We start from the raw sequence: 21,983 nt of genomic DNA, 5'->3' as shown, positions 1-21,983 counted from the left end.
GAGGGAGCTTGCTCCCGCTGGGCTGCGAAGCAGACCCAAGCAGGCAATTCCACTTGCCTGACACACCGGGTTGTCAGGTTTTGAGGCCGCTTCGCGCCCTAGCGGGAGCAAGCTCCCTCGCCACAAAAGCCCTCTGACCCAGCATCAAATCTTCGTTGCCTGATCTGGCCTTATCGCGAGCAAGCTCGCTCCCACAGTAGTTTTGTGTTGTGCATAAAAACTTGGGATCGACACCTGCCCCAGTGGGAGCGAGCTCGCTCGCGATGAGGCCGGCACTTATTGCATCAAGTCCGAAGCTCTACCCGGTCCAAAGCCTTGCTCGCCAACAATGCCCCCACTCAATCACCTGCGTAGCCCTCGCCACCACAGCTCGTTAGCCTTAGTAGGCTCGGACGACCGTCCGTCAGCATCGAAAAATAAAATCAAAAAATCGCAACTTCAGAAATTACCTACAGATGAATACCAGTTCACCCAGTAGGCGTTGTCGCAGTTGAAGATATTTACGTTCGAATCCCCACCCTCTAATACCACTTCAATCCCACCCCACCAAAACCCTCCAACAACGCCTCTAAACCCCGGGAAAGTGGCGTTGACATGGTATTCAAGTGGTATTAGTTTCCATCTCACTTACCGAGCGACAACAACTCAATAACCGCATCGGACACCCATATGAACGACATCCTGGCCCTGCGCCCTGACGACACCCAACCCACGCCGCTGTACCTGCAATTGGCGCGTAACCTGGAGACAGCGATTCATGCCGGACAGTGGAAAGCCGAGCAGGCGATGCCGTCCGAGCGCAGCTTGAGCGAGCAACTGGGCATTTCCCGAGTCACTGCCCGCAAGGCCTTGGAAGTGCTGTTCGAACAAGGCTTGATTCGCCGCAACCAGGGTTCGGGCACCTTTATCACCCCGCGCCTGGAACAGCCGCTGTCTCGCCTCAGCGGCTTCAGCGAGATGCTGCGGCTCAAGGGTTTTGTGCCCGGTTCCCAATGGCTGGAACGGGAAATCACCCCGCCCACCCACGAAGAACTGATCCGCCTGGGCCTGTCGCCCACCGACAAAGTCGCGCGGCTCAAGCGTCTGCGCAAGGCCGACGACACGGTCATGGCCATCGAGATGAGCACCCTACCCGCCTCGATCATTCCCAAGCCGCAAGCGGTGGGCGATTCCCTCTACGCATTTCTCGACAGCATCGGCAAGCCGGTGGTGCGCGCCCTGCAACACATCCAGGCCATCAACGCCTCGGACGAATTCGCCGCCCTGGTGGGCATCGCCCCCGGCACCGCGATGCTGCTGATGACCCGGGTCGGCTACCTGGAAGACAACACCCCCATCGAAGTCACCGACACCTATTGCCGCAACGACTACTACGACTTTGTCGCAGAGCTGCGGCGCTAGACGAGCAGAGAACTCCCATGTCCGAAGACAACATCCTCACCTGCGACGGCTGGGTTCGCGGCCGCCTGCTCCATGAGCACGGTAGAGTCGTGGCCATCGAAGGCCAGCCCTGCGATCCGGCGGGCAACGACCTGCCCTACCTGCTGCCCGGTTTTATCGACCTGCATGTCCACGGCGGTGGCGGCAAGGACATCATGCAAGGGGCTTCGGCGTTCGAGACCATCGCCCGCACCCACCTGCGTTTTGGCACGACCGCACTCTTGGCCACCACCATGACCGCGCCCAGCGAAGAGATCTCCAGCGTGCTGCAGGCCCTCGGCAAGTTCTGTGAGCAGCGTCCGAACGGCAGCGCCCGGGTCTTGGGCGTGCACTTGGAAGGGCCCTACATCAACCCCGGAAAACTCGGCGCCCAGCCGAATTTCGCCCACACCGCGCTGCTGGCCGAGGTGGAGAGCTACCTGGCCCTGGCGCCGATCCGGGTGATTACCATCGCCCCGGAAATCGCCGGCCATGATGCCTTGATCCGTGCCCTCAGCGCCCGAGGCGTGCGCATGCAGATCGGCCATACCCTGGGCAGCTATGAAGAAGGCGTCGCGGCGTTGGCGGCCGGGGCCAGCAGTTTCACCCATTTGTACAACGCCATGAGCCCGCTGCATCACCGCGAACCGGGGATCGTCGGCGCGGCCCTCGCCCATGCGCAATATGCCGAGTTGATCCCGGACTTGCTCCATGTGCACCCCGGTGCGATGCGCGTGGCCTTGCGTTCGATCCCGTGCCTGTACTGCGTCACCGACTCCACCGCCGCAGCCGGCATGCCCGACGGCGAATACAAGCTGGGCAGCCACACCGTGACCAAATGTCTGGGCGGGGTGCGTCTGGCCGATGGCACCCTGGCCGGCAGCACCCTGACCATGGACCAGGCGCTGCGCAACCTGGTGAAAATCGGCCTGCCCATCGCCGAAGCCTCCCAGCGTCTGTCCCAGTTTCCCGCCGACTACCTCGGCCTGCCCGAGCGCGGTCGCCTGCAACCCGGCGCCTGGGCCGACTGCGTACGCCTTGACCGTTCCCTGAACCTGACCGACGTAATGGTCGAAGGAGAAGCCATTGACTTCCAAAATGCTTGAAGAGGCCCTGGCCTCCCATGAAGCGGTCGAGCGCCAGTTGCAGCGACTGGACCCGGCCCTCGAGGAAATCGCCGGACGCCTGCGCCGCCAGCCACCGCAAGTGGCGATGACTGTCGCCCGGGGCAGCTCCGATCACGCCGCCAGCTATTTCGCTTACCTGACCATGCAGCAACTGGGCATCCCGGTGGCCTCGCTGCCGATGTCGGTGGTGACCATGCAACAGGCGCCGCTGAAGGTCAGCGGCCAGGTGGCGTTCGGTTTTTCCCAGTCGGGACAGAGCCCGGACCTGGTGAACAGCCTGCGCCTGTTGCGCAAGCGTGGCGCCTTGAGCGTGGCCCTGGTCAACGCCACCGACTCGCCTCTGGAAGCCGCCTGTGAATTCAGCGTGCCGTTGTGTGCCGGCGTCGAGAGCAGCGTCGCCGCGACCAAGAGCTTCATTGCCACCCTAAGCGCCAGTGCGCGACTGGTGGCCCACTGGAAAGCTGACACCGAGTTGCTCGAAGCCGGGGGCGCGCTGCCCGAGGGCCTGCGCGAGGCCGCCCGCCAGGACTGGCACAGCGCTGTCGACGCCCTGCGCGACTGTCAGCGGTTGATGGTGATCGGCCGGGGCGCCGGGTTCGCCATCGCCCAGGAAGCAGCGCTCAAGTTCAAGGAAACCTCGGCGATCCAGGCCGAAGCCTTCAGCAGTGCCGAAGTTCGCCACGGGCCCATGGCGCTGATCGATCATGACTACCCGCTGCTGGTGTTCGCCCCGCGCGGTGCCGAACAGGCCGGCGTGTTGAGCCTGGCCGCGGACATGCGCCAGCGCGGTGCCCGGGTCCTGCTGGCGGCACCTGATGACATTGTCGAACGCGACCTGACCTTGAGCCGCGCCGAACACCCGGCCCTGGACCCGATCCTGGCGATCCAGAGCTTCTACGCGATGGCCGCGAGCCTGGCCGTGGCCCGGGGCCTGGACCCGGACCAGCCACGGCACCTGAGCAAGGTCACCCGTACCCACTGATCCGACTGCTTTTCAAACAAGAGCCTGAAGAGAGCGAGCCCATGCCCAACAACAATAAAGAGCTGATCCTCAGCGCCCCCCTCAGCGGCCCGGTGCTCACCCTCGCCAATGTCCCGGACGCGGTGTTCGCCAGCGGCGCCATGGGCGATGGGATCGCCATCGACCCGCTGAACGATACCCTCTACGCGCCATGCGACGCTGAAGTGATCCACGTCGCCCGCACCGGCCACGCCGTGACCCTGCGGGCCGACAATGGCGCCGAACTGCTGCTGCACCTGGGCCTGGATACGGTCGAGCTGCAAGGCGACGGGTTTTCCATGCTGGTCAAGGAAGGTGCACGGGTCAGCCATGGCCAACCGCTGCTGCGCTATGACGTGGATAAAGTGGCGCTGCGCTGCAAGAGCCTGGTCAGCCTGTTGGTCATCACCAATGGCGAACACTTCCAGGCGCGGCCCATCACCCTCAAAGGGGTGAAGGTCGGCGAGCCGCTGCTGCACATTCTCGCCAAGGCCGGCGGCCAGGCGGAACATCACGACCAAGACGGCGGCATCGAAGTGTTCGGCCAGGTCCGCATCGCCCATCGCGGCGGTCTTCACGCCCGCCCGGCGGCGCTGGTGCGCCAGACCGCGCAAGGCTTCAAGAGCCGCTCGCAACTGCATTTCGGCGGCAAGTCGGCCTCCTGTGACAGCGTAATGGGCATGATGGGACTGGCCATCACCGAACAGGCGCAAGTGCACGTCAGTTGCCGGGGCAGCGATGCCGAGGCGGCGCTGCAAGCCTTGCTGACGACCTTATCCACAGCCCTGGTGGAAGAAGCCCATGCCAACGCGCCGCCGCCCGAACCACCACGGGCGAATGCAGAGGAAGGTGTGCTGCACGGCGTATGTGCCGCGCCCGGCCTGGTGACTGGGCCGCTGGTTCGGTTGAGCGGCATTCAATTGCCGGAAGACATCGGCGGCCATGCCATCGAAGAGCAGCGCCAACGCCTGAATGAGGCCCTGGCCCAAGTCCGTGGCGAGATCCACCTCACGCTGAAGCACGCCCGGGCCAGGCAGCACCGCGATGAAGAGGCGATCTTCAGTGCCCACCTGGCGTTGCTGGAAGACCCGCTACTGCTGGATGCCGCCGACCTCTTCATCGAACAAGGCAGTGCCGCGCCCCACGCCTGGAGCCGCTCCATCGACGCGCAATGCCAGGTCCTGCAACAACTGGGCAGCACGCTGCTGGCCGAGCGCGCCAACGACTTGCGTGACTTGCGCCAGCGGGTCCTGCGGGTGCTGCTGGGTGAGGCCTGGCAGTTCGACGTCGCAGCGGGCGCCATCGTCGCCGCCCAGGAACTGACCCCGTCGGACCTGCTGCAACTCAGCGCCCAAGGCGTGGCCGGCGTGTGCATGGTCGAGGGTGGCGCGACGTCCCATGTGGCGATCCTGGCCCGGGGCAAAGGCCTGCCGTGCCTGGTGGCGCTGGGCGACGAACTGCTTGCCCAGGAACAAGGCCAAGCAGTGGTACTGGACGCCGACGGTGGCCGCCTCGAACTGACGCCAACCGTCGAGCGCCTGGCGCAGGTGCGGCAAGCACAGACCCGACGCACGGCCCTGCGCGCCCAACAACAGACCCTCGCCCACACGCCGGCGCGAACCGTCGATGGCGTGGAGGTTGAAGTCGCCGCTAACGTGGCCTCCAGCGCCGAAGCCGGCGAAAGCTTGGCCAACGGTGCCGATGGCGTTGGCTTGTTGCGCACCGAATTTCTCTTCGTCGACCGCCACACCGCCCCCGACGAAGAAGAGCAGCGCCAGGCCTATCAAGCCGTACTCGAGGCCATGGGCGACAAACCGGTGATCATTCGCACCATCGACGTGGGCGGCGACAAGCAACTGGACTACCTGCCCCTGCCGAGCGAAGCCAACCCGGTACTGGGCCTGCGCGGCATTCGCCTGGCCCAGGTGCGACCGGACCTGCTCGACCAGCAACTGCGCGCCTTGCTGCAAACCCGTCCGCTGGACCGCTGCCGGATCCTGTTGCCCATGGTCACCGAAGTCGACGAACTGCTGCACATCCGCCAACGCCTCGATGCCCTTGGCTCTGAACTGGGCCTGGGCGAACGCCCGCAACTGGGGGTGATGATCGAAGTGCCGGCCGCCGCGTTGCTGGCCGAACAATTGGCCGAACATGCGGATTTCCTGTCCATCGGCACCAATGACCTGTCGCAATACACCCTGGCCATGGACCGCGACCACGCCGGCCTCGCCGCCCGGGTCGATGCCTTGCACCCCGCGTTGCTGCGGCTGATCGCCCAGACCTGCGCCGGTGCCGCCAAGCATGGGCGTTGGGTCGGCGTGTGCGGGGCCCTGGCCTCGGACCCGTTGGCCACGCCTGTACTGATCGGCCTGGGTGTACGGGAACTGTCGGTCAGCCCGCCGCAGATCGGCGAAATCAAGGACCGCGTGCGCCACCTCGACGCCGCGCAATGCGCTCGCTTGAGCAACGAACTGTTGAACCTGGGCAGCGCACTCGCGGTACGCCATGCCTGCCATCGACACTGGCCCCTGGGCTGAGCCACTTCGAAAAACAATAAAGGGAGAGACGCCATGTACCAGCATTTCATCGAAGGGCTGCAACGCCTCGGCCGGGCACTGATGCTGCCCATCGCGATCCTGCCCATCGCCGGCCTGTTGCTGCGCCTGGGCGACACCGATCTCTTGGACATCGCCATCATCCACGATGCCGGCCAGGCGATTTTCGCCAACCTGGCGATGATCTTCGCCATAGGCATCGCCGTGGGCTTCGCCCGGGACAACAACGGTACGGCGGGGTTGGCCGGGGCCATCGGCTATCTGGTGATGATCGCCACCCTGAAGGTGCTCGATGCCAGCATCAACATGGGCATGCTCGCCGGGATCATCAGCGGCCTGCTGGCGGGGGCGCTGTACAACCGCTTCAAGGACATCAAGCTGCCGGAGTACCTGGCGTTCTTTGGTGGCCGGCGCTTCGTGCCGATTGTCACCGGCTTCAGCGCCGTCGGGCTGGGCGTGGTGTTCGGCCTTATCTGGCCGCCGATCCAGCAGGGTATCAACGGTTTCGGCGCCTTGCTGATGGAAAGCGGCAGTTTCGGCGCCTTCGTGTTCGGGGTGTTCAACCGATTGCTGATCGTTACCGGCCTGCACCACATTCTCAATAACATGGCCTGGTTCATCTTCGGCAGTTTCACCGACCCCGACACCGGTGCGGTGGTCACCGGTGACCTGAGCCGTTACTTCGCCGGTGATCCCAATGGCGGCCAGTTCATGACCGGCATGTTCCCGGTGATGCTCTTCGGCCTGCCCGCCGCGTGCCTGGCGATGTACCGCAATGCCCTGCCCCAGCGGCGCAAGGTCATGGGTGGGATCCTGCTGTCCATGGCGCTGACCTCGTTTCTGACCGGTGTCACCGAGCCGATCGAATTCGCCTTCATGTTCCTCGCGCCCTTGTTGTTCCTGGTCCACGCGCTGCTCACCGGTGTGTCGATGGCCGTGACCAATCTGCTGGGCATTCACCTGGGCTTTACTTTCTCCGGCGGCTTCATCGACATGGTCCTGGGCTGGGGCAAATCCACCAACGGCTGGTTGGTCGTCCCGGTGGGCCTGGCCTACGCGGCAATCTATTACCTGGTGTTCGACTTCTGCATCCGCCGCTTCGACCTGAAGACCCCGGGGCGTGAAGAGGTACCGGCAGGCGACAAACCGGCCATCGCCGAAAACCAGCGGGCCGCGGCCTACATCCAGGCGTTGGGCGGCGCTGACAACCTGATCACCATCGGTGCCTGCACCACGCGTTTGCGGCTGGACATGGTGGATCGCAACAAGGCCTCCGACGCCCAGCTCAAGGCCCTCGGCGCCATGGCCGTGGTGCGCCCCGGTAACGGCGGGAGCCTGCAGGTGGTGGTGGGGCCGATGGCCGACAGCATTGCCGATGAAATCCGCCTGGCGGTGCCCTCCTCCCTTCGCCCGGTCACCGCACCGGTGCCGAATGCCCCTGCACCGACGACGCCTGCCGCCCTTTCCAGCACCGAGGCGCAACAATGGCTGGACGCCCTCGGAGGCCAGGACAACGTCCTGCAATTCGAGTGCGTGGCGACGAGCCGGCTACGGGTGCGGCTGGCCGATGACAAGGGCTTGTCGGAAAGCCGGCTCAAAGGGCTGGGGTGTCAGGGTATGAGCCCGTTGGAGGGTGGCGTCTGGCACCTGCTGCTGGGGGAGAAGGCGCCGCGGTTATGGCAGGCATTGGACGGCCTGGCGCATGGTCGCAAGGTCGATGCAGGGGCCTAGCCCCACCCGTGTTCTACCGGTTTTTTTGTATTCGTCTTTCGATTTATCGCGAGCAAGCTCGCTCCCACAGTGGCTGGGTGTTGTTCACAAAACCTGTGATCGACACCTGCCTCCTGTGGGAGCGAGCTTGCTCGCGATGAGGCCGGTACTTATTGCATCAAGCCTGAGCCGGTACCCAACCGAAAAGTTATCTAGCGCGAACCCTCGACAAAACCCTCGATTAAAGGTCATCAACCAAGAGCTCGCAACTGTCAGAAATAACAGGTAACGGATAATTCCAGCTAGTAACAACCAACAAATACAACCTGATATTCGCGACCGCACGCAACTGGGATGCCTGTTACAAAATAAGATCTTATAGCCCAGGACAGTCATCTATTCTCTCTCTCACGCAGTGAACCAAGGCACACCCCAGCGTTGCCTTGGCACTGAGCAATCGGCAAATAAACTGTCAATTCGAAGAATAGGTCGTAATGAAGTATGTGATTCGATTGGCATCCTCGTTTCAGGAGAGGTGTCCACATCATGAGTAGAAGCAGCGGTTTTATACGGGCGGCGACTGTCGCCATGGTATTGGCAGGCACCTGGCAAGCGAGCCCCAATGCGTGGGCAACGACCCAGGACTCGGCGCAGAAGGATGAACCTTGGTACCAGGCCTGGCTCCAGGTCACGGCGGATCCCAGCGTGGATATCCGCAAGACCCAACCCTTATTGCGCTGGCGGACCGACCTGGACACGCTCTATCGGGGAGACACCACCAATCAAGGCCTCGAGGCCTTCCAGGACGGCTTGCTGCCCAAATCCGTGACCTTCCCCGAGGACACATGGATGTACGACTGGTTCAAGCACGGGGCCGGGGCCCAGCGCTCGGTCTACAGCAGTACCACGCGCAACCAGCGTATCGCCCAGAGCTTCGCCAACGAATGGGTATTCGAATTCAAGGCCCCCCATGGCATCGACCAACAGGTATCGGGGGGGCCTATTATCGGCGAGGAAGAGATCAGCTACCCGGGCGGGGTCAAAGGGCACTTTATCAAGCAGGCCTGCAAGAAAACCGACCTGAGCGATTGCATCGCCAACCCGGACTACCGCGAACCCTCCGGTCACGAGACGATGCTGGAAGTCGCAGCGACACCCATCGATTGGAGCAAGATCACCCCGCCAGAAGGCCTGGCCTGGGTGACGAACAAAGAATCCCTCTGGGCGGTAGGCTCCCCGAGGATCAACCCAGTGCAAGGAGCGGACGCACTGGCCAGTGGGTTACGGGCAAAAAACTCGCAACCACCGGTCTTGCGCTGGGCGAGCAGCCCGGAGTCTCCTTCCGTTCAATCGGTCGTCGTGGCGTTTCGTGACTATAGCGACGCCAAGATCTGGGCGGTCACGGAAGCGGCAAACGGCGGTTGGGTGTACGAGGTCAGGCCCAACAGCGTGGCGGTGGATCTGTCAGGGGAGCACACCGGCAACCGTCCAGGCGCCTTCGCGTTCATCGGCGGTATCAAGGGCGGGCTATTGATGAATGCTCGCCGGTTCGAGAAAGGCGTGGGCGAACCGGTCGAATGCATCGGCATCGAAAAAGAAGCCTGCCGCCTCGAAAACCGGCATCAATAGACAGACCAGGACGCCCCCGTGTGGGAGCGGGCTTGCTCGCGAAGAGGCCAGTACATCCAACATCAATGCAAGCTGACCCGACGCCTTCGCGGGCAAGCCCGCTCCCACAGTTGATTGGCGTCGAGCACATATTTCGGGCCCACTGGAGGTCCCATGTGGGAATAGGCTTGCGCTGGCGGACATGGTTTTAGCTCTTAAACAAAAAACCCGCTGATTGAATCAGCGGGTTCCTCATTCGACGAGCGAAGGATCAGAAATCCTCCAACCGCCACACTTCATACGCTGGCGTCTCGTAGGGATGGCTTTGTTTCAGCGCCTTCACCACCCCACGAATCAGCTCATCGGCAACGACAAGCTCTACCTTCCACTCCTCGACCTGCTCGACCTGGCCCGCCTCGCCAATGAACGGTTGGCTGCCGTCCAACGGGCGAAACTGGCCCAGGCCCAACACTTGCCAGGCACAGTGGTCATAGTCGCCGATTCGCCCGCCACCGGCAGCGAATACGGCGTTTTTGACCTCGTCTACGTGGCTGGCCGGGACGAAGAAGCAGAGCTTGTACACCGCCTCAGTTCACCCAGACGCGCGCGTTACGGAACATGCGCATCCAGGGCGCGTCTTCGTTCCAGTCGTCCGAACGCCACGAGTTCTGCACCGCGCGGAACACCCGCTCCGGGTGCGGCATCATGATCGTGACGCGGCCATCGCGGCTGGTCAGGCCGGTGATCCCGCGTGGCGAGCCGTTCGGGTTGGCCGGGTAGGTTTCGGTGACCTTGCCGTGGTTGTCGACAAAACGCAGCGACACGCAACCGGACAGGTCGGCTTCGAGCAGGGCTTCTTCGTTTTCGAATTCCGCATGGCCTTCGCCGTGGGCGATGGCGATCGGCATGCGCGAACCAGCCATGCCCTGCAGGAAGATCGAGTTCGATTCCTGGACCTGGACCATCGCCACGCGCGCTTCGAACTGCTCGGAGCGGTTACGCACGAAGTGCGGCCAGAACTCGCTGCCCGGGATCAGCTCGTGCAGGTTGGACATCATCTGGCAACCGTTGCACACGCCGAGGGTGAAGCTGTCGTTACGCTCGAAGAAGCCTTGGAACGCGTCGCGGGCGCGGCTGTTGAACAGCGCCGACTTGGCCCAGCCCTCACCGGCGCCGAGCACGTCGCCGTAGGAGAAACCGCCGCAGGCGACCATGCCCTTGAAGTCGTTCAGGTCGACACGACCGGCCAGGATGTCGCTCATGTGCACGTCGATCGCGTTGAAACCGGCGCGGTCGAACGCTGCCGCCATCTCCACCTGGCCGTTGACGCCCTGCTCGCGCAGGACCGCCACTTGTGGGCGAATGCCTTTCTTGATGTAGGGTGCCGCCACGTCGTGATTGACGTCGTAGCTGAGCTTGGCGCTCAGGCCCGGGTTGTCTTCTTCCAGCAGCGCGTCGAACTCCTGCTCGGCACACTCGGCGTTGTCGCGCAGGCGCTGGATCTGGTAGCTGGTTTCAGCCCACTGACGCTGCAACAGACTGCGCTGGCCTTCGAAGACGGTGTCGCCGTTGAAGGTGATATTGATGTGAGCGTTGTTGATCGGCTGACCGATCACCGAGACGCAATCGGCCAGGCCGGCGGCGCTGAACTGGGCGAGGATGTCCGGGGTGGCGTCCTGGCGAACCTGGATCACCGCACCCAGTTCTTCGTTGAACAGGATGGCCGGGATTTCAGCCGTGGACTCGGCCACGCTGTCGAGGGTCAGGCTCAAGCCACAGTGACCGGCGAAGGCCATTTCCACCACGGTGGTCAGCAAACCACCGTCGGAACGGTCGTGGTAGGCCAGCAAGTGACCGTCGGCGTTGAGGCCCTGGATGACGGCGAAGAACGCCTTCAGGTCTTCGGCATCGTCGACGTCCGGCGCTTGCGAACCGAGCTTGCCGTGCACCTGGGCCAGGATCGAGGCGCCCATGCGGTTCTGGCCGCGGCCCAGGTCGATCAGGATCAGGTCGGTGGTGCCCTTGTCCATGCGCAGTTGCGGGGTCAGGGTCTGGCGGATGTCGGTGACCGGGGCGAAACCGGTCACGATCAGCGACAGCGGCGAGGTCACGCTCTTGTCCACGCCTTCGTCGTTCCAGCGCGTGGCCATGGACATGGAGTCCTTGCCCACCGGAATGGTGATGCCCAGCTCCGGGCACAGCTCCATGCCGACAGCCTTGACGGTGTCGTACAGGCGGGCATCTTCACCCGGGTGACCGGCGGCGGACATCCAGTTGGCCGACAGCTTGATGTCGGAAATCTTGCCGATGCGCGAAGCCGCGATGTTGGTCAGGGTCTCGCCAATCGCCATGCGGCCCGAGGCCGGAGCATCCAGCAGCGCCAGCGGCGTGCGCTCGCCCATCGCCATGGCTTCGCCGGTGTAGACGTCGAAGCTGGTGGCGGTCACGGCCACATCGGCCACCGGCACCTGCCATGGGCCGACCATCTGGTCACGGGCCACGAGGCCGGTGATGGTGCGGTCGCCGATGGTGATCAGGAAGCTCTTGCTCGCCACGGCCGGGTGATGCAGCACGCGCTCGATGGACTCGGCGAGGTCGAGGGTCGACGGATCGAAATCATCGCCCAGCTCCGCTTCGCGAACCGCCGAACGGTGCATGCGCGGGGCCTTGCCCAGCAGCACTTCCAGCGGCATGTCCACCGGGCTGTTGCCGAAGTGGCTGTCGGTCACGGTCAGTTGCGGCTCGGCGGTGGCTTCACCCACTACCGCGAACGGGCAGCGCTCGCGCTCGCAAATGGCCTGGAAGCGTTCGAAGTCGGCCGGGCCGACCGCCAGGACGTAACGCTCCTGGGATTCGTTGCTCCAGATTTCGTGCGGGGCCATGCCCGGCTCGTCGTTCGGAATGTTGCGCAGTTCGAAACGGCCACCGCGGCCGCCGTCGTTGACCAGTTCCGGGAAGGCGTTGGACAGGCCGCCCGCGCCGACGTCGTGGATGAAGCTGATGGGGTTGTGTTCACCCAACTGCCAGCAACGGTCGATGACTTCCTGGCAACGGCGTTCCATTTCCGGGTTTTCCCGCTGGACCGAGGCGAAGTCCAGGTCGGCCGAGCTGGTGCCGGTGGCCATGGAGGAAGCCGCGCCGCCGCCCAGGCCGATCAGCATGGCCGGGCCGCCGAGGACGATCAGCTTGGAGCCGACCAGGATCTCGCCTTTCTGCACGTGTTCGGCGCGGATGTTGCCCATGCCGCCCGCGAGCATGATCGGCTTGTGGTAACCACGGACTTCCTCACCACGGGGGGTGGTGATGGACTGTTCGAAGGTACGGAAGTAGCCGGTCAGGGCCGGACGGCCGAATTCGTTGTTGAACGCCGCGCCCCCCAGGGGACCTTCGATCATGATGTCGAGGGCGTTGACGATACGCTCAGGCTTGCCGTAGGGCTTTTCCCACGGCTGTTCGAAGCCCGGGATCTGCAGGTTCGACACGGTGAAGCCGGTCAGGCCGGCCTTGGGCTTGGCACCGCGCCCGGTGGCGCCTTCGTCGCGGATCTCGCCACCGGAACCGGTGGACGCGCCCGGGAACGGCGCAATGGCGGTCGGGTGGTTGTGGGTCTCGACCTTCATCAGGATGTGCACCGGCTCCTGGACCGCACCGTACTGGCGGGTCTCGGGGTTCGGGTAGAAGCGACCGGCAACGTTGCCGACGATCACCGCCGCGTTGTCCTTGTAGGCCGACAGCACACCTTCGTTATGCATCTGATAGGTGTTCTTGATCATGCCGAACAGGCTTTTTTCCTGGCTCTGGCCGTCAATGTCCCAACTGGCGTTGAAGATCTTGTGGCGGCAGTGCTCGGAGTTGGCCTGGGCGAACATCATCAGTTCGATGTCGTGCGGGTTGCGCTTCAAGCCCTGGAAGGCGTTGACCAGGTAATCGATCTCGTCTTCGGCCAGGGCCAGGCCCAGTTCGGCGTTGGCGTTTTCCAGTGCGGCACGGCCGCCGCCCAGTACGTCGATCGCCGTCAGCGGCTTGGGTTCGGCGTGGCTGAACAGACCGGCGGCCTGCTCCAGGTTGCCCAGCACGACCTGGGTCATGCGGTCATGCAGGCCTTCGGCGATCAACCGGGCCTCGGCCTCGCTGAACTCACCGGCGACATAAAAGGCAATGCCGCGCTCCAGGCGCTGGACCTTCGTCAGGCCGCAATTGCGGGCGATGTCGCTGGCCTTGCTCGACCACGGCGAAATGGTGCCGAAACGCGGCAGCACCAGGAACAGGCGACCGGCCGGCTCCTGGACAGGAACACTGGGGCCGTACTTCAGAAGGCGCGCGAGCACCTGCTGTTCGTCGCCGGTCAAACCGCCGGTGACTTCGGCGAAGTGAGCGAATTCAGCATACAAGCCACTGACAGCCGGAACCTTTTGGCTCAGTTGCTCAAGGAGTTTGCTGTGGCGAAAGGCAGAAAGGGCAGGAGCGCCGCGCAGGATCAACATCTTCGGGACAGCCTCGGGAAGGGGGTGTGCTTTGAGGCCGTGCATTCTAGCCTAAACCGCCGGCAACGGCACCCGAAACGGCACGCACGGTGCTGGCCGAATGTCGGTCTTTGCGCATGCGGGGGTATTGGGCCCCCGTACCAAGGTTCGCGCAGAGATATTTTTCAGCGGCGCAAAGCCCGCCACACCCCGGCCGGCCGGTGTTGCGGACATGTTTTGCAACCGCTAGCAGACTGGCCTTTTGCTGTCGAGATATGGCGGTAGGGGCCGTTTGCGTATACTGCGCAGATGTTTTCCCCAACGGCTTTGCGTCCGCGATATGCCAAATGGCTGATCGCAACCGGACTCTTCCTGGTGCTCAGTGGTTGTGTTGAGAAACCCAACACACTGGAGCGCGTAAAGGAGGATGGCGTGCTGCGGGTGGTTACCCGAAACAGCCCCGCCACCTACTTTGAGGATCGTAACGGTGAAACCGGCTTCGAATACGAGCTGGTGAAGCGCTTCGCCGACGATTTGGGTGTGGAACTGAAGATCGAGACCGCCGACAACCTCGACGACCTGTTCAACCAGATCGGCAAACCCAACGGTCCGGTATTGGCGGCCGCGGGGCTGGTCAGCAGCGAACAGCGCAAGAAGCAGGTGCGGTTTTCCCACGCCTACCTGGAAGTCACCCCGCAGGTCATCTACCGCAACGGCCAGTCACGCCCCACCGACGCGGCCGCCCTGGCGGGCAAGAAGATCATGGTGCTCAAGGGCAGCACCCACGCCGAACAACTGGCACAGTTGAAGCAGCAATACCCGGGCATCGAATACGAAGAGTCCGACGCGGTTGAAGTGGTCGACCTGCTGCGCATGGTCGACGAGGGCCAGATCGACCTCACCCTGGTGGACTCCAACGAAGTGGCGATGAACCAGGTGTACTTCCCCAACGTGCGCGTGGCCTTCGACCTCGGCGATGCCCGCAACCAGAGCTGGGCGGTAGCCCCTGGTGAAGACAACAGCCTGCTCAACGAGATCAACAGCTACCTCGACAAGGTCCAGAAGAACGGCACGCTGCAACGCCTCAAGGACCGCTACTACGGCCACGTCGATGTCCTCGGCTACATGGGCGCCACCACGTTCGCCCAGCACCTGCAACAACGCCTGCCCAAATACGAGCAGCACTTCAAGGCCTACGCCAAGCAGGAAAAAGTCGATTGGCGCCTGCTGGCCGCGATCGGCTACCAGGAATCACTGTGGCAACCGGCGGTCACGTCCAAGACCGGCGTGCGCGGCCTGATGATGCTGACCCAGAACACCGCCCAGGCCATGGGCGTGTCCAACCGCCTGGACCCGAAACAAAGCATCATGGGCGGCGCCAAGTACCTGGCCTACATGAAGGACCAACTGGACGAAAGCATCGAGGAGCCCGACCGCACCTGGTTCGCCCTGGCTGCCTATAACGTCGGCAGCGGCCACCTGGACGACGCCCGCAAACTGGCGGCCAAGGAAGGGCTGAACCCGGACAAGTGGCTGGATGTGAAGAAGATCCTGCCGCGCCTGTCCCAGAAGCAGTGGTACAGCAAGACCCGCTACGGCTACGCCCGGGGCGGCGAGCCCGTGCATTTCGTGGCGAACATCCGTCGCTACTACGACATCCTGACCTGGGTGACGCAGCCGCAACTCGAAGGCGACCAGGTGGCCGAGGGCAACCTGCACGTGCCGGGTGTGGACAAGAGCAAGCCGAACCAGGAATCCCCGCAGCTCTGACAGCTGTACACAACCCTTAATGTGGGAGCGGGCCTGTGGGAGCAAAGCTTGCTCCCACAGGGGATGGTGGCTGCGGTCAGGACTTGGCGGCAGCCAGGATCAGCGCTTTCATTTCCGCCACCGCCGACTTGAACCCGACGAACAACGCATGGGCCACCAGCGCGTGGCCGATGTTCAGCTCGTTGATGCCCTTGATGGCCGCGACGGCTTCGACGTTGTGGTAGTGCAGACCATGGCCGGCGTTGACGATCAAGCCCTGGGCCAGGCCAAAGGCGACGCCATCGGCGACCCGCTGCAGCTCGTCGGCCACGTCGGTGGGGGTTTCGGCATCGGCGTAACGACCGGTGTGCAGTTCGATGGCCGGGGCGCCGACCCGCTTGGACGCTTCGATCTGCCGTTCGTCGGCATCGATGAACAGCGATACCTCGGCACCGATCTTCGACAAGCGCTCCACCGCCAGGCTGATCCGCGATTCCTGCCCCGCTACGTCGAGGCCGCCTTCGGTGGTCAGTTCCTGGCGCGTCTCCGGCACCAGGCAGATGTGCGCCGGGCGGATGAGTTCAGCGAACGCCATCATTTCTTCGGTCACGCCCATTTCGAAGTTCATGCGGGTTTGCAGCACGTCCTTGAGCAGCAGCACGTCGCGCTCCTGGATGTGGCGACGGTCTTCACGCAGGTGCACGGTGATGCCGTCGGCACCCGCCTCTTCCGCGTCCAGCGCGGCCTTGACCGGATCCGGGTAGCGCGTACCGCGGGCCTGGCGCAGGGTGGCGACATGGTCGATGTTCACGCCGAGAAGAATGCGATTGCTGGTGCTCACAAAAAGGCTCCTGAAGGGACAGATAGTCGGCCCACAGCATACGGGTTGATCAGGGCTTGCGAAACAGCTCGCGACTGACCAGGGGCCGACCGCCCAGGTGCACGGCCAGGGCTTGGCGCATCAGCCGCTTGGCCGCCGACAAGGCGCCCGGCGCGCTCCAGTCGGCCTCGGCCATGGCCAGCAGCTCGGCGCCATTGAACAGCCCCGGTTGCAGCAGGTAGACCCGCTCCAGGCCAGCATCCACTTGCAAACGGTAGAGGCCGTCGGCGGCGATGGGCTCGCCGTGCAGGTCGGTGCTCAAGGCGAAGCCATAGCCCAGGTCATCCAGCAGCCGCCATTCGAACGACCGCAGCAGCGGCTCCAGCGGACGGCCTTCGGCCAGGGCCAGCAGCGTGGCGGCGTAGTGGTCGAAGACGGCCGGGTGGGGATCTTCGGCGGGCAGCAGGCGAATCAGCAGTTCATTGAGGTACAAGCCGCTGAACAACGCCTCGCCGTTGAGCCAGGCGGCGACGCCGTTGCTTTCCATGCGCCCGACGTTCTTCAACTCCCCCCGCCCGCGAAATTCGACTTCCAGAGGCACGAACGGCCGCGCCAGCGTCCCCGCCTTGCCCCGCGCCCCCCGCAACACCGCCCGCAGCCGCCCTTGGGGCGTGAGGAAGTCCACCAGGGCGCTGCTTTCGCGGTAGGCGCGGCTGTGGAGGACGTAGGCGGGTTGGCCGGTGGGTTGGGTTGGGGGCATCAGGGGCCTGAATATCAGAAGATATCGACTATGGAAGAAAGCTTCGTGGCGAGGGAGCTTGCTCCCGCTGGGCTGCGAAGCAGCCCCAGGTTCAACGACTTCGTTCAGTCAGACCCACCGCATTGCCTGATTTTACGACTGCTTCGCAGCCGAGCGGGAGCAAGCTCCCTCGCCACAAAAGCCCGCCCACCATGATCCTGGGGTTACAGGTCGCCGTAACCCAACGAACGCAGCGCACGCTCGTCATCGGACCAGCCGCCCTTCACCTTGACCCACAGGTTGAGCATGATCTTGGAGTCGAACAGCAGCTCCATGTCCTTGCGCGCCTCGGTGCCGATGCGCTTGATGCGCTCGCCCTTGTCGCCAATGATGATTTTCTTCTGGCCGTCACGTTCGACGAGGATCAACGCATGGATGTGCAGGGTCTTGCCCTGTTGCTTGAACTCCTCGATCTCGACCGTGATCTGGTACGGCAGCTCGGCGCCCATCTGGCGCATGATTTTCTCGCGCACCAGCTCGGCGGCGAGGAAACGGCTGCTGCGGTCGGTGATCTGGTCTTCAGGGAAGAAATGATCGTTTTCCGGCAGGTGTTCGGCAATCACCCGCTCCAGCGCGTCGAGGTTATGGCCGTGCTGGGCAGAGATCGGAATGATCTGGGCATTGGGCAACTGTTCCTGCAGCCAGGTCAGGTGCGGCATCAGTTCAGCCTTGTCTTCGATGCGATCGGTCTTGTTCAGCGCCACGATCAACGGCCCTGTCACGTACTGGACGCGTTCGAGGACCATCTGGTCTTCTTCGGTCCATTTGGTGCGGTCGACCACGAAGATCACCACGTCGACGTCTTTCAACGCCGCCGAGGCAGTCTTGTTCATGTAGCGGTTCAAGGCCTTTTCGCCACCCTTGTGCATGCCTGGGGTGTCGACGTAGATCGCCTGCACGGCGCCTTCGGTCTTGATGCCCAGCATGTTGTGGCGGGTGGTCTGGGGCTTGCGCGAGGTGATCGCCAGTTTCTGGCCCAGAATGTGGTTCAGCAGCGTGGACTTGCCCACGTTCGGCCGACCGACAATGGCGACATAGCCGCAGCGGGTGACGGTTGTATCAGTCATTGCCATTCTCCACGCCCAGGGCAATCAGTGCTGCGGCGGCCGCTACCTGTTCGGCAATACGACGACTCACACCCTGACCCCGGCTTTTTTCATTCAGTAGGACAACTTCGCATTCGACGAAGAAGGTTCGGCAATGCGGCTCACCCTGGATATCCACCACTTCGTAGCGCGGCAGTTCGCAACTGCGCGACTGCAGGAACTCCTGCAAACGGGTCTTGGGATCCTTGTTGGTGTCCACCAGCGTCAGGCTGTCGATCTCGGAAGTCAGCCAGGCCAGCACGCGTTCGCGCGCCATGTCCATGCCGGAGTCCAGGTAGATCGCGCCAATCAACGCTTCCAGGGCATCGGCCAGGATCGACTCGCGACGGAAACCGCCGCTTTTCAATTCACCGGAGCCCAGGCGCAGGTATTCGCCCAGGTCGAAGCCACGGGCCAGCACGGCCAGGGTCTCACCTTTTACCAATCGCGCGCGCAAACGCGACAACTGGCCTTCGCGGGCCAGCGGGAAGCGCTCGAACAGCGCCTCGCCGGCCACGAAGTTGAGGATGGCATCACCGAGGAATTCCAGGCGTTCGTTGTTGCGCCCGGCAAAACTGCGGTGAGTGAGGGCCAGGAGCATCAGGTCCGGGTCCTTGAAGGTGTAGCCGAGCTGACGCTCGAGACGGCTTAGAGAAACGCTCACGGTTTACCCACGCTGAGTTCGTGGCTGGATTCCACCGCCACGGTGGCAAGGCACCGTTGGCTTGGGACAATTAACGCTGTGTTCAAAAATGACGTCCTGACTATCGTTGGCTTCATGCCTCCGGGCAACCTTGTGCAGGCTCCAGAAAAGCATTCGGCGCTGTGTTCAACAGCGCCGTGTGTGATTACTTGATCAGGCCAACCCGCGAGAAATTCGGCAGGTGGCTGAGTTTGGGTTCCGGCCAGCTCATCCAGACCGCAAAGGCCTTGCCGACGATGTTTCGGTCCGGGACCATGCCCAGCAGGTCCTTGGGAATGTTCGGATCATCCCAGTAACGGCTGTCGTTGGAGTTGTCGCGGTTGTCGCCCATCATGAAATAGTGCCCCGCCGGCACGGTCCACGAACGGTCCGGCGTTGCGCGGTAGCGGCTCATTTCCTTGCGGATCAGGTGTTCGGCCTCGCCGAGTTTTTCCCGGTAGAGTTCGGCACTGCCCAGCGTACCCGGCTCGGAGCCGAGCAATTGTTCGGCCACTGATTCGCCATTGACGAACAGGCGCTTGTCGGCGGTGTAGCGAATCGTGTCGCCCGGCAAGCCGACCACGCGCTTGATGTAGTTGACGTTCGGGTCGCTCGGGAAGCGGAACACCATGACATCGCCGCGCTGCGGATCACCCACTTCGATGACTTTCTTGTCGATCACCGGCAGGCGGATCCCGTAGGAGAACTTGTTCACCAGAATGAAATCGCCCACGTCCAGGGTCGGCTTCATCGAGCCGGACGGGATCTGGAACGGCTCCACCAGGAACGAACGCAGCACCAGCACGATGAACAGCACCGGGAAGAACGACTTGCCGTATTCGACCAGCAGCGGTTCCTTGTTGAGCTTTTCGACCACCACGCCATCAGGCTGGCTGACGCTGCCCTGATATGAGGCAATGGCCGCCCGGCGCCGAGGCGCCAGGAACAACAGATCAAGCAACGCCAACAGGCCGCAGACAAACACGGCGATAACCAGCAACAGCGGGAAATTTAGCGACATAGGACCTAACTATCCAACCTGAGCACCGCAAGGAAGGCTTCCTGTGGAATTTCCACGTTACCGACCTGCTTCATGCGTTTTTTACCGGCCTTCTGCTTTTCCAACAGCTTGCGCTTACGGCTGACGTCGCCGCCGTAGCATTTGGCCAATACGTTCTTTCTGAGCGCCTTGACGGTTGTACGCGCCACAATCTGCCCGCCAATGGCGGCCTGGATTGCCACATCGAACATCTGCCGCGGAATCAGTTCCTTCATCTTCTCGGTCAATGCACGACCTTTGTAGTGCGCGTTGTCACGGTGCACGATCAATGCCAGGGCATCGACTTTCTCACCGTTGATCAGCACATCCAGCTTCACCAGATTAGCCGATTGGTAACGATCGAAATGATAGTCCAGCGAAGCATAGCCGCGACTGGTGGATTTGAGGCGGTCGAAGAAGTCCAGCACCACTTCGTTCATCGGCAGGTCGTAGGTCACCTGGACCTGCGTGCCAAGGAACAGCATGTCGTGCTGTACGCCGCGTTTCTCGATGCACAGGGTAATGACGTTACCCAGGTGCTCCTGAGGCACAAGGATGTTGGCCCGCACGATCGGCTCGCGCATGTCTTCGATGGCCGACAGGTCCGGCAGCTTGGACGGGTTGTCGACGTAGAGGGTTTCGCCGTTCTTGAGCAGCAGCTCGAAGATTACCGTCGGTGCCGTGGTGATCAGGTCCAGGTCGTACTCGCGCTCCAGGCGCTCCTGGATGATTTCCATGTGCAGCATGCCCAGGAACCCGCAGCGGAAGCCGAAGCCCAGGGCGTCGGAGCTTTCCGGAGTGTATTGCAGGGACGAGTCGTTCAGGGTCAGCTTTTGCAGGGCTTCGCGGAAATCCTCGAAGTCGTCGGAGCTGACCGGGAACAGGCCGGCATAGACCTGCGGCTGGATGCGCTTGAAACCGGGCAGCACATCGACATCTGGGGTAGAGCTCAAGGTCAGGGTGTCGCCGACCGGCGCCCCGTGGATGTCCTTGATACCGGCAATGATGAAGCCCACTTCACCGGCCTTCAGGTCGACGGTGGCGGTATGTTTCGGGTTGAAGACCCCGACGCTGTCCACCAGGTGGATCTTGCCGGTGGACTTGACCAGGATCTTGTCGCCCTTCCTCACGCGGCCATGGCGCACGCGAACCAGGGAGACTACACCCAGGTAGTTGTCGAACCAGGAGTCGATGATCAACGCTTGCAGCGGATCTTCGATGTTGCCGGTTGGCGCGGGAATGGTGGTGACCAGGCGTTCGAGCACTTCATCCACGCCCAGGCCGGTCTTGGCGCTGCAGGTGACCGCGTCAGTGGCGTCGATGCCGATGATCTTCTCGATTTCTTCCTTCACGCGGTCCGGATCGGCCTGGGGCAGGTCGATCTTGTTCAGCACCGGCATGACTTCCAGGCCCTGCTCGATGGCCGTGTAGCAGTTGGCAACCGACTGGGCCTCGACGCCCTGGCCGGCATCGACCACCAGCAATGCACCCTCACAGGCCGCCAGCGACCGGCTGACTTCATAGGTGAAGTCGACATGGCCCGGGGTATCGATGAAGTTCAGCTGATAGGTGACGCCGTCGCGGGCCTTGTAGTAGAGGGTAACGCTGTGGGCCTTGATGGTGATCCCGCGCTCGCGCTCGAGGTCCATGGAGTCCAGGACCTGGGCTTCCATTTCACGCTCGGCCAGGCCGCCGCACATCTGGATGAAGCGATCAGCCAGCGTCGACTTGCCATGGTCAATGTGGGCGATGATGGAGAAATTGCGGATATGACTCAAATCACTCACGGATCAACACTCAAAAAGGCTGCAGGCATGGCCCGCCGAAAAATAGCCGGGAATTGTACCTGATACACCGCGCAAGCGTCACGTTCGCCTGTCGATGAGCTCTCGTGGCGAGGGAGCTTGCTCCCGTTGGGCTGCGAAGC

General features: G+C 63.0%; 15 protein-coding genes. 7 read left to right on the top strand and 8 right to left on the bottom strand.

Annotation, left to right across the window (positions count from 1 at the left end; genetic code table 11):
- Positions 1–669 precede the first annotated feature (669 nt).
- From IB266_RS20275 to IB266_RS20250, 6 genes are all read left to right on the top strand, one after another.
- Positions 670–1,401 carry a GntR family transcriptional regulator gene (locus IB266_RS20275; protein ID WP_192262217.1) on the top strand — a complete coding sequence of 244 codons (732 nt, stop codon included), beginning with the start codon at positions 670–672 and terminating at the stop codon, positions 1,399–1,401.
- A 17-nt stretch (positions 1,402–1,418) separates the two neighbouring features.
- Positions 1,419–2,525, top strand: a complete 1,107-nt coding sequence (nagA, locus tag IB266_RS20270) for an N-acetylglucosamine-6-phosphate deacetylase (protein WP_192262216.1) — start codon at positions 1,419–1,421, stop codon at positions 2,523–2,525.
- A complete protein-coding gene (locus tag IB266_RS20265; RefSeq protein WP_192262215.1) occupies positions 2,506–3,528 on the top strand; it encodes an SIS domain-containing protein in 1,023 nt (340 codons plus the stop codon). The genes nagA and IB266_RS20265 overlap by 20 nt, the downstream gene beginning before the upstream one ends.
- Positions 3,529–3,569: 41 nt before the next feature.
- A complete protein-coding gene (gene ptsP / locus IB266_RS20260) occupies positions 3,570–6,083 on the top strand; it encodes a phosphoenolpyruvate--protein phosphotransferase (RefSeq protein WP_192262214.1) in 2,514 nt (837 codons plus the stop codon).
- 33 nt (positions 6,084–6,116) lie between these two features.
- Positions 6,117–7,832, top strand: coding sequence for an N-acetylglucosamine-specific PTS transporter subunit IIBC (nagE, locus tag IB266_RS20255; protein ID WP_192262213.1), 1,716 nt, complete (start codon positions 6,117–6,119; stop codon positions 7,830–7,832).
- 525 nt (positions 7,833–8,357) lie between these two features.
- Positions 8,358–9,440 carry a hypothetical protein gene (locus IB266_RS20250; RefSeq protein WP_192262212.1) on the top strand — a complete coding sequence of 361 codons (1,083 nt, stop codon included), beginning with the start codon at positions 8,358–8,360 and terminating at the stop codon, positions 9,438–9,440.
- Positions 9,441–9,690: 250 nt separating this feature from the next.
- Here IB266_RS20250 and IB266_RS20245 read toward each other — a convergent pair whose 3' ends face one another.
- Entirely contained in the window at positions 9,691–10,002 is a 312-nt protein-coding gene (locus IB266_RS20245; RefSeq protein WP_192262211.1) for a YqfO family protein, read from the bottom strand.
- A 4-nt stretch (positions 10,003–10,006) separates the two neighbouring features.
- On the bottom strand, positions 10,007–13,903 hold the full coding sequence (purL, locus tag IB266_RS20240; RefSeq protein ID WP_192262210.1) for a phosphoribosylformylglycinamidine synthase: 3,897 nt from the start codon (positions 13,901–13,903) through the stop codon (positions 10,007–10,009).
- A gap of 288 nt (positions 13,904–14,191) precedes the next feature.
- Here purL and mltF point away from each other — a divergent pair, with 288 nt between their 5' ends.
- Positions 14,192–15,652 carry a membrane-bound lytic murein transglycosylase MltF gene (mltF, locus tag IB266_RS20235; protein ID WP_192262209.1) on the top strand — a complete coding sequence of 487 codons (1,461 nt, stop codon included), beginning with the start codon at positions 14,192–14,194 and terminating at the stop codon, positions 15,650–15,652.
- A gap of 76 nt (positions 15,653–15,728) precedes the next feature.
- On the opposite strand, the gene pdxJ is transcribed toward mltF, so the two are convergent.
- The 6 genes from pdxJ to lepA all read right to left on the bottom strand — a co-directional run bounded on the left by pdxJ (position 15,729) and on the right by lepA (position 21,843).
- Positions 15,729–16,472: a pyridoxine 5'-phosphate synthase gene (gene pdxJ / locus IB266_RS20230; RefSeq protein WP_072408980.1), complete on the bottom strand. Its 744-nt coding sequence runs from the start codon at positions 16,470–16,472 to the stop codon at positions 15,729–15,731.
- Positions 16,473–16,521: 49 nt separating this feature from the next.
- Positions 16,522–17,211, bottom strand: coding sequence for a DNA repair protein RecO (gene recO / locus IB266_RS20225; RefSeq protein ID WP_092251906.1), 690 nt, complete (start codon positions 17,209–17,211; stop codon positions 16,522–16,524).
- A gap of 203 nt (positions 17,212–17,414) precedes the next feature.
- Positions 17,415–18,317, bottom strand: a complete 903-nt coding sequence (gene era / locus IB266_RS20220) for a GTPase Era (RefSeq protein ID WP_003205264.1) — start codon at positions 18,315–18,317, stop codon at positions 17,415–17,417.
- Positions 18,310–18,999 (bottom strand): ribonuclease III, encoded by a 690-nt coding sequence (gene rnc / locus IB266_RS20215; RefSeq protein ID WP_060740811.1) that lies wholly within the window; start codon positions 18,997–18,999, stop codon positions 18,310–18,312. Before rnc ends, era begins: the two co-directional genes overlap by 8 nt.
- Before the next feature lie 184 nt (positions 19,000–19,183).
- Positions 19,184–20,038 carry a signal peptidase I gene (gene lepB, locus IB266_RS20210; RefSeq protein ID WP_060740810.1) on the bottom strand — a complete coding sequence of 285 codons (855 nt, stop codon included), beginning with the start codon at positions 20,036–20,038 and terminating at the stop codon, positions 19,184–19,186.
- Between the two features lie 5 nt (positions 20,039–20,043).
- Entirely contained in the window at positions 20,044–21,843 is a 1,800-nt protein-coding gene (gene lepA / locus IB266_RS20205) for a translation elongation factor 4 (protein WP_192262208.1), read from the bottom strand.
- Between the last annotated feature and the right edge of the window lie 140 nt (positions 21,844–21,983).

Origin of the sequence: Pseudomonas sp. Pdm06 (assembly GCF_014851795.1) — a bacterium.
Lineage (GTDB): Bacteria > Pseudomonadota > Gammaproteobacteria > Pseudomonadales > Pseudomonadaceae > Aquipseudomonas > Aquipseudomonas fluorescens_AA.
Note: the sequence above shows the minus strand (reverse complement) of the source record. Positions and strands in the feature narration are given on the sequence as shown.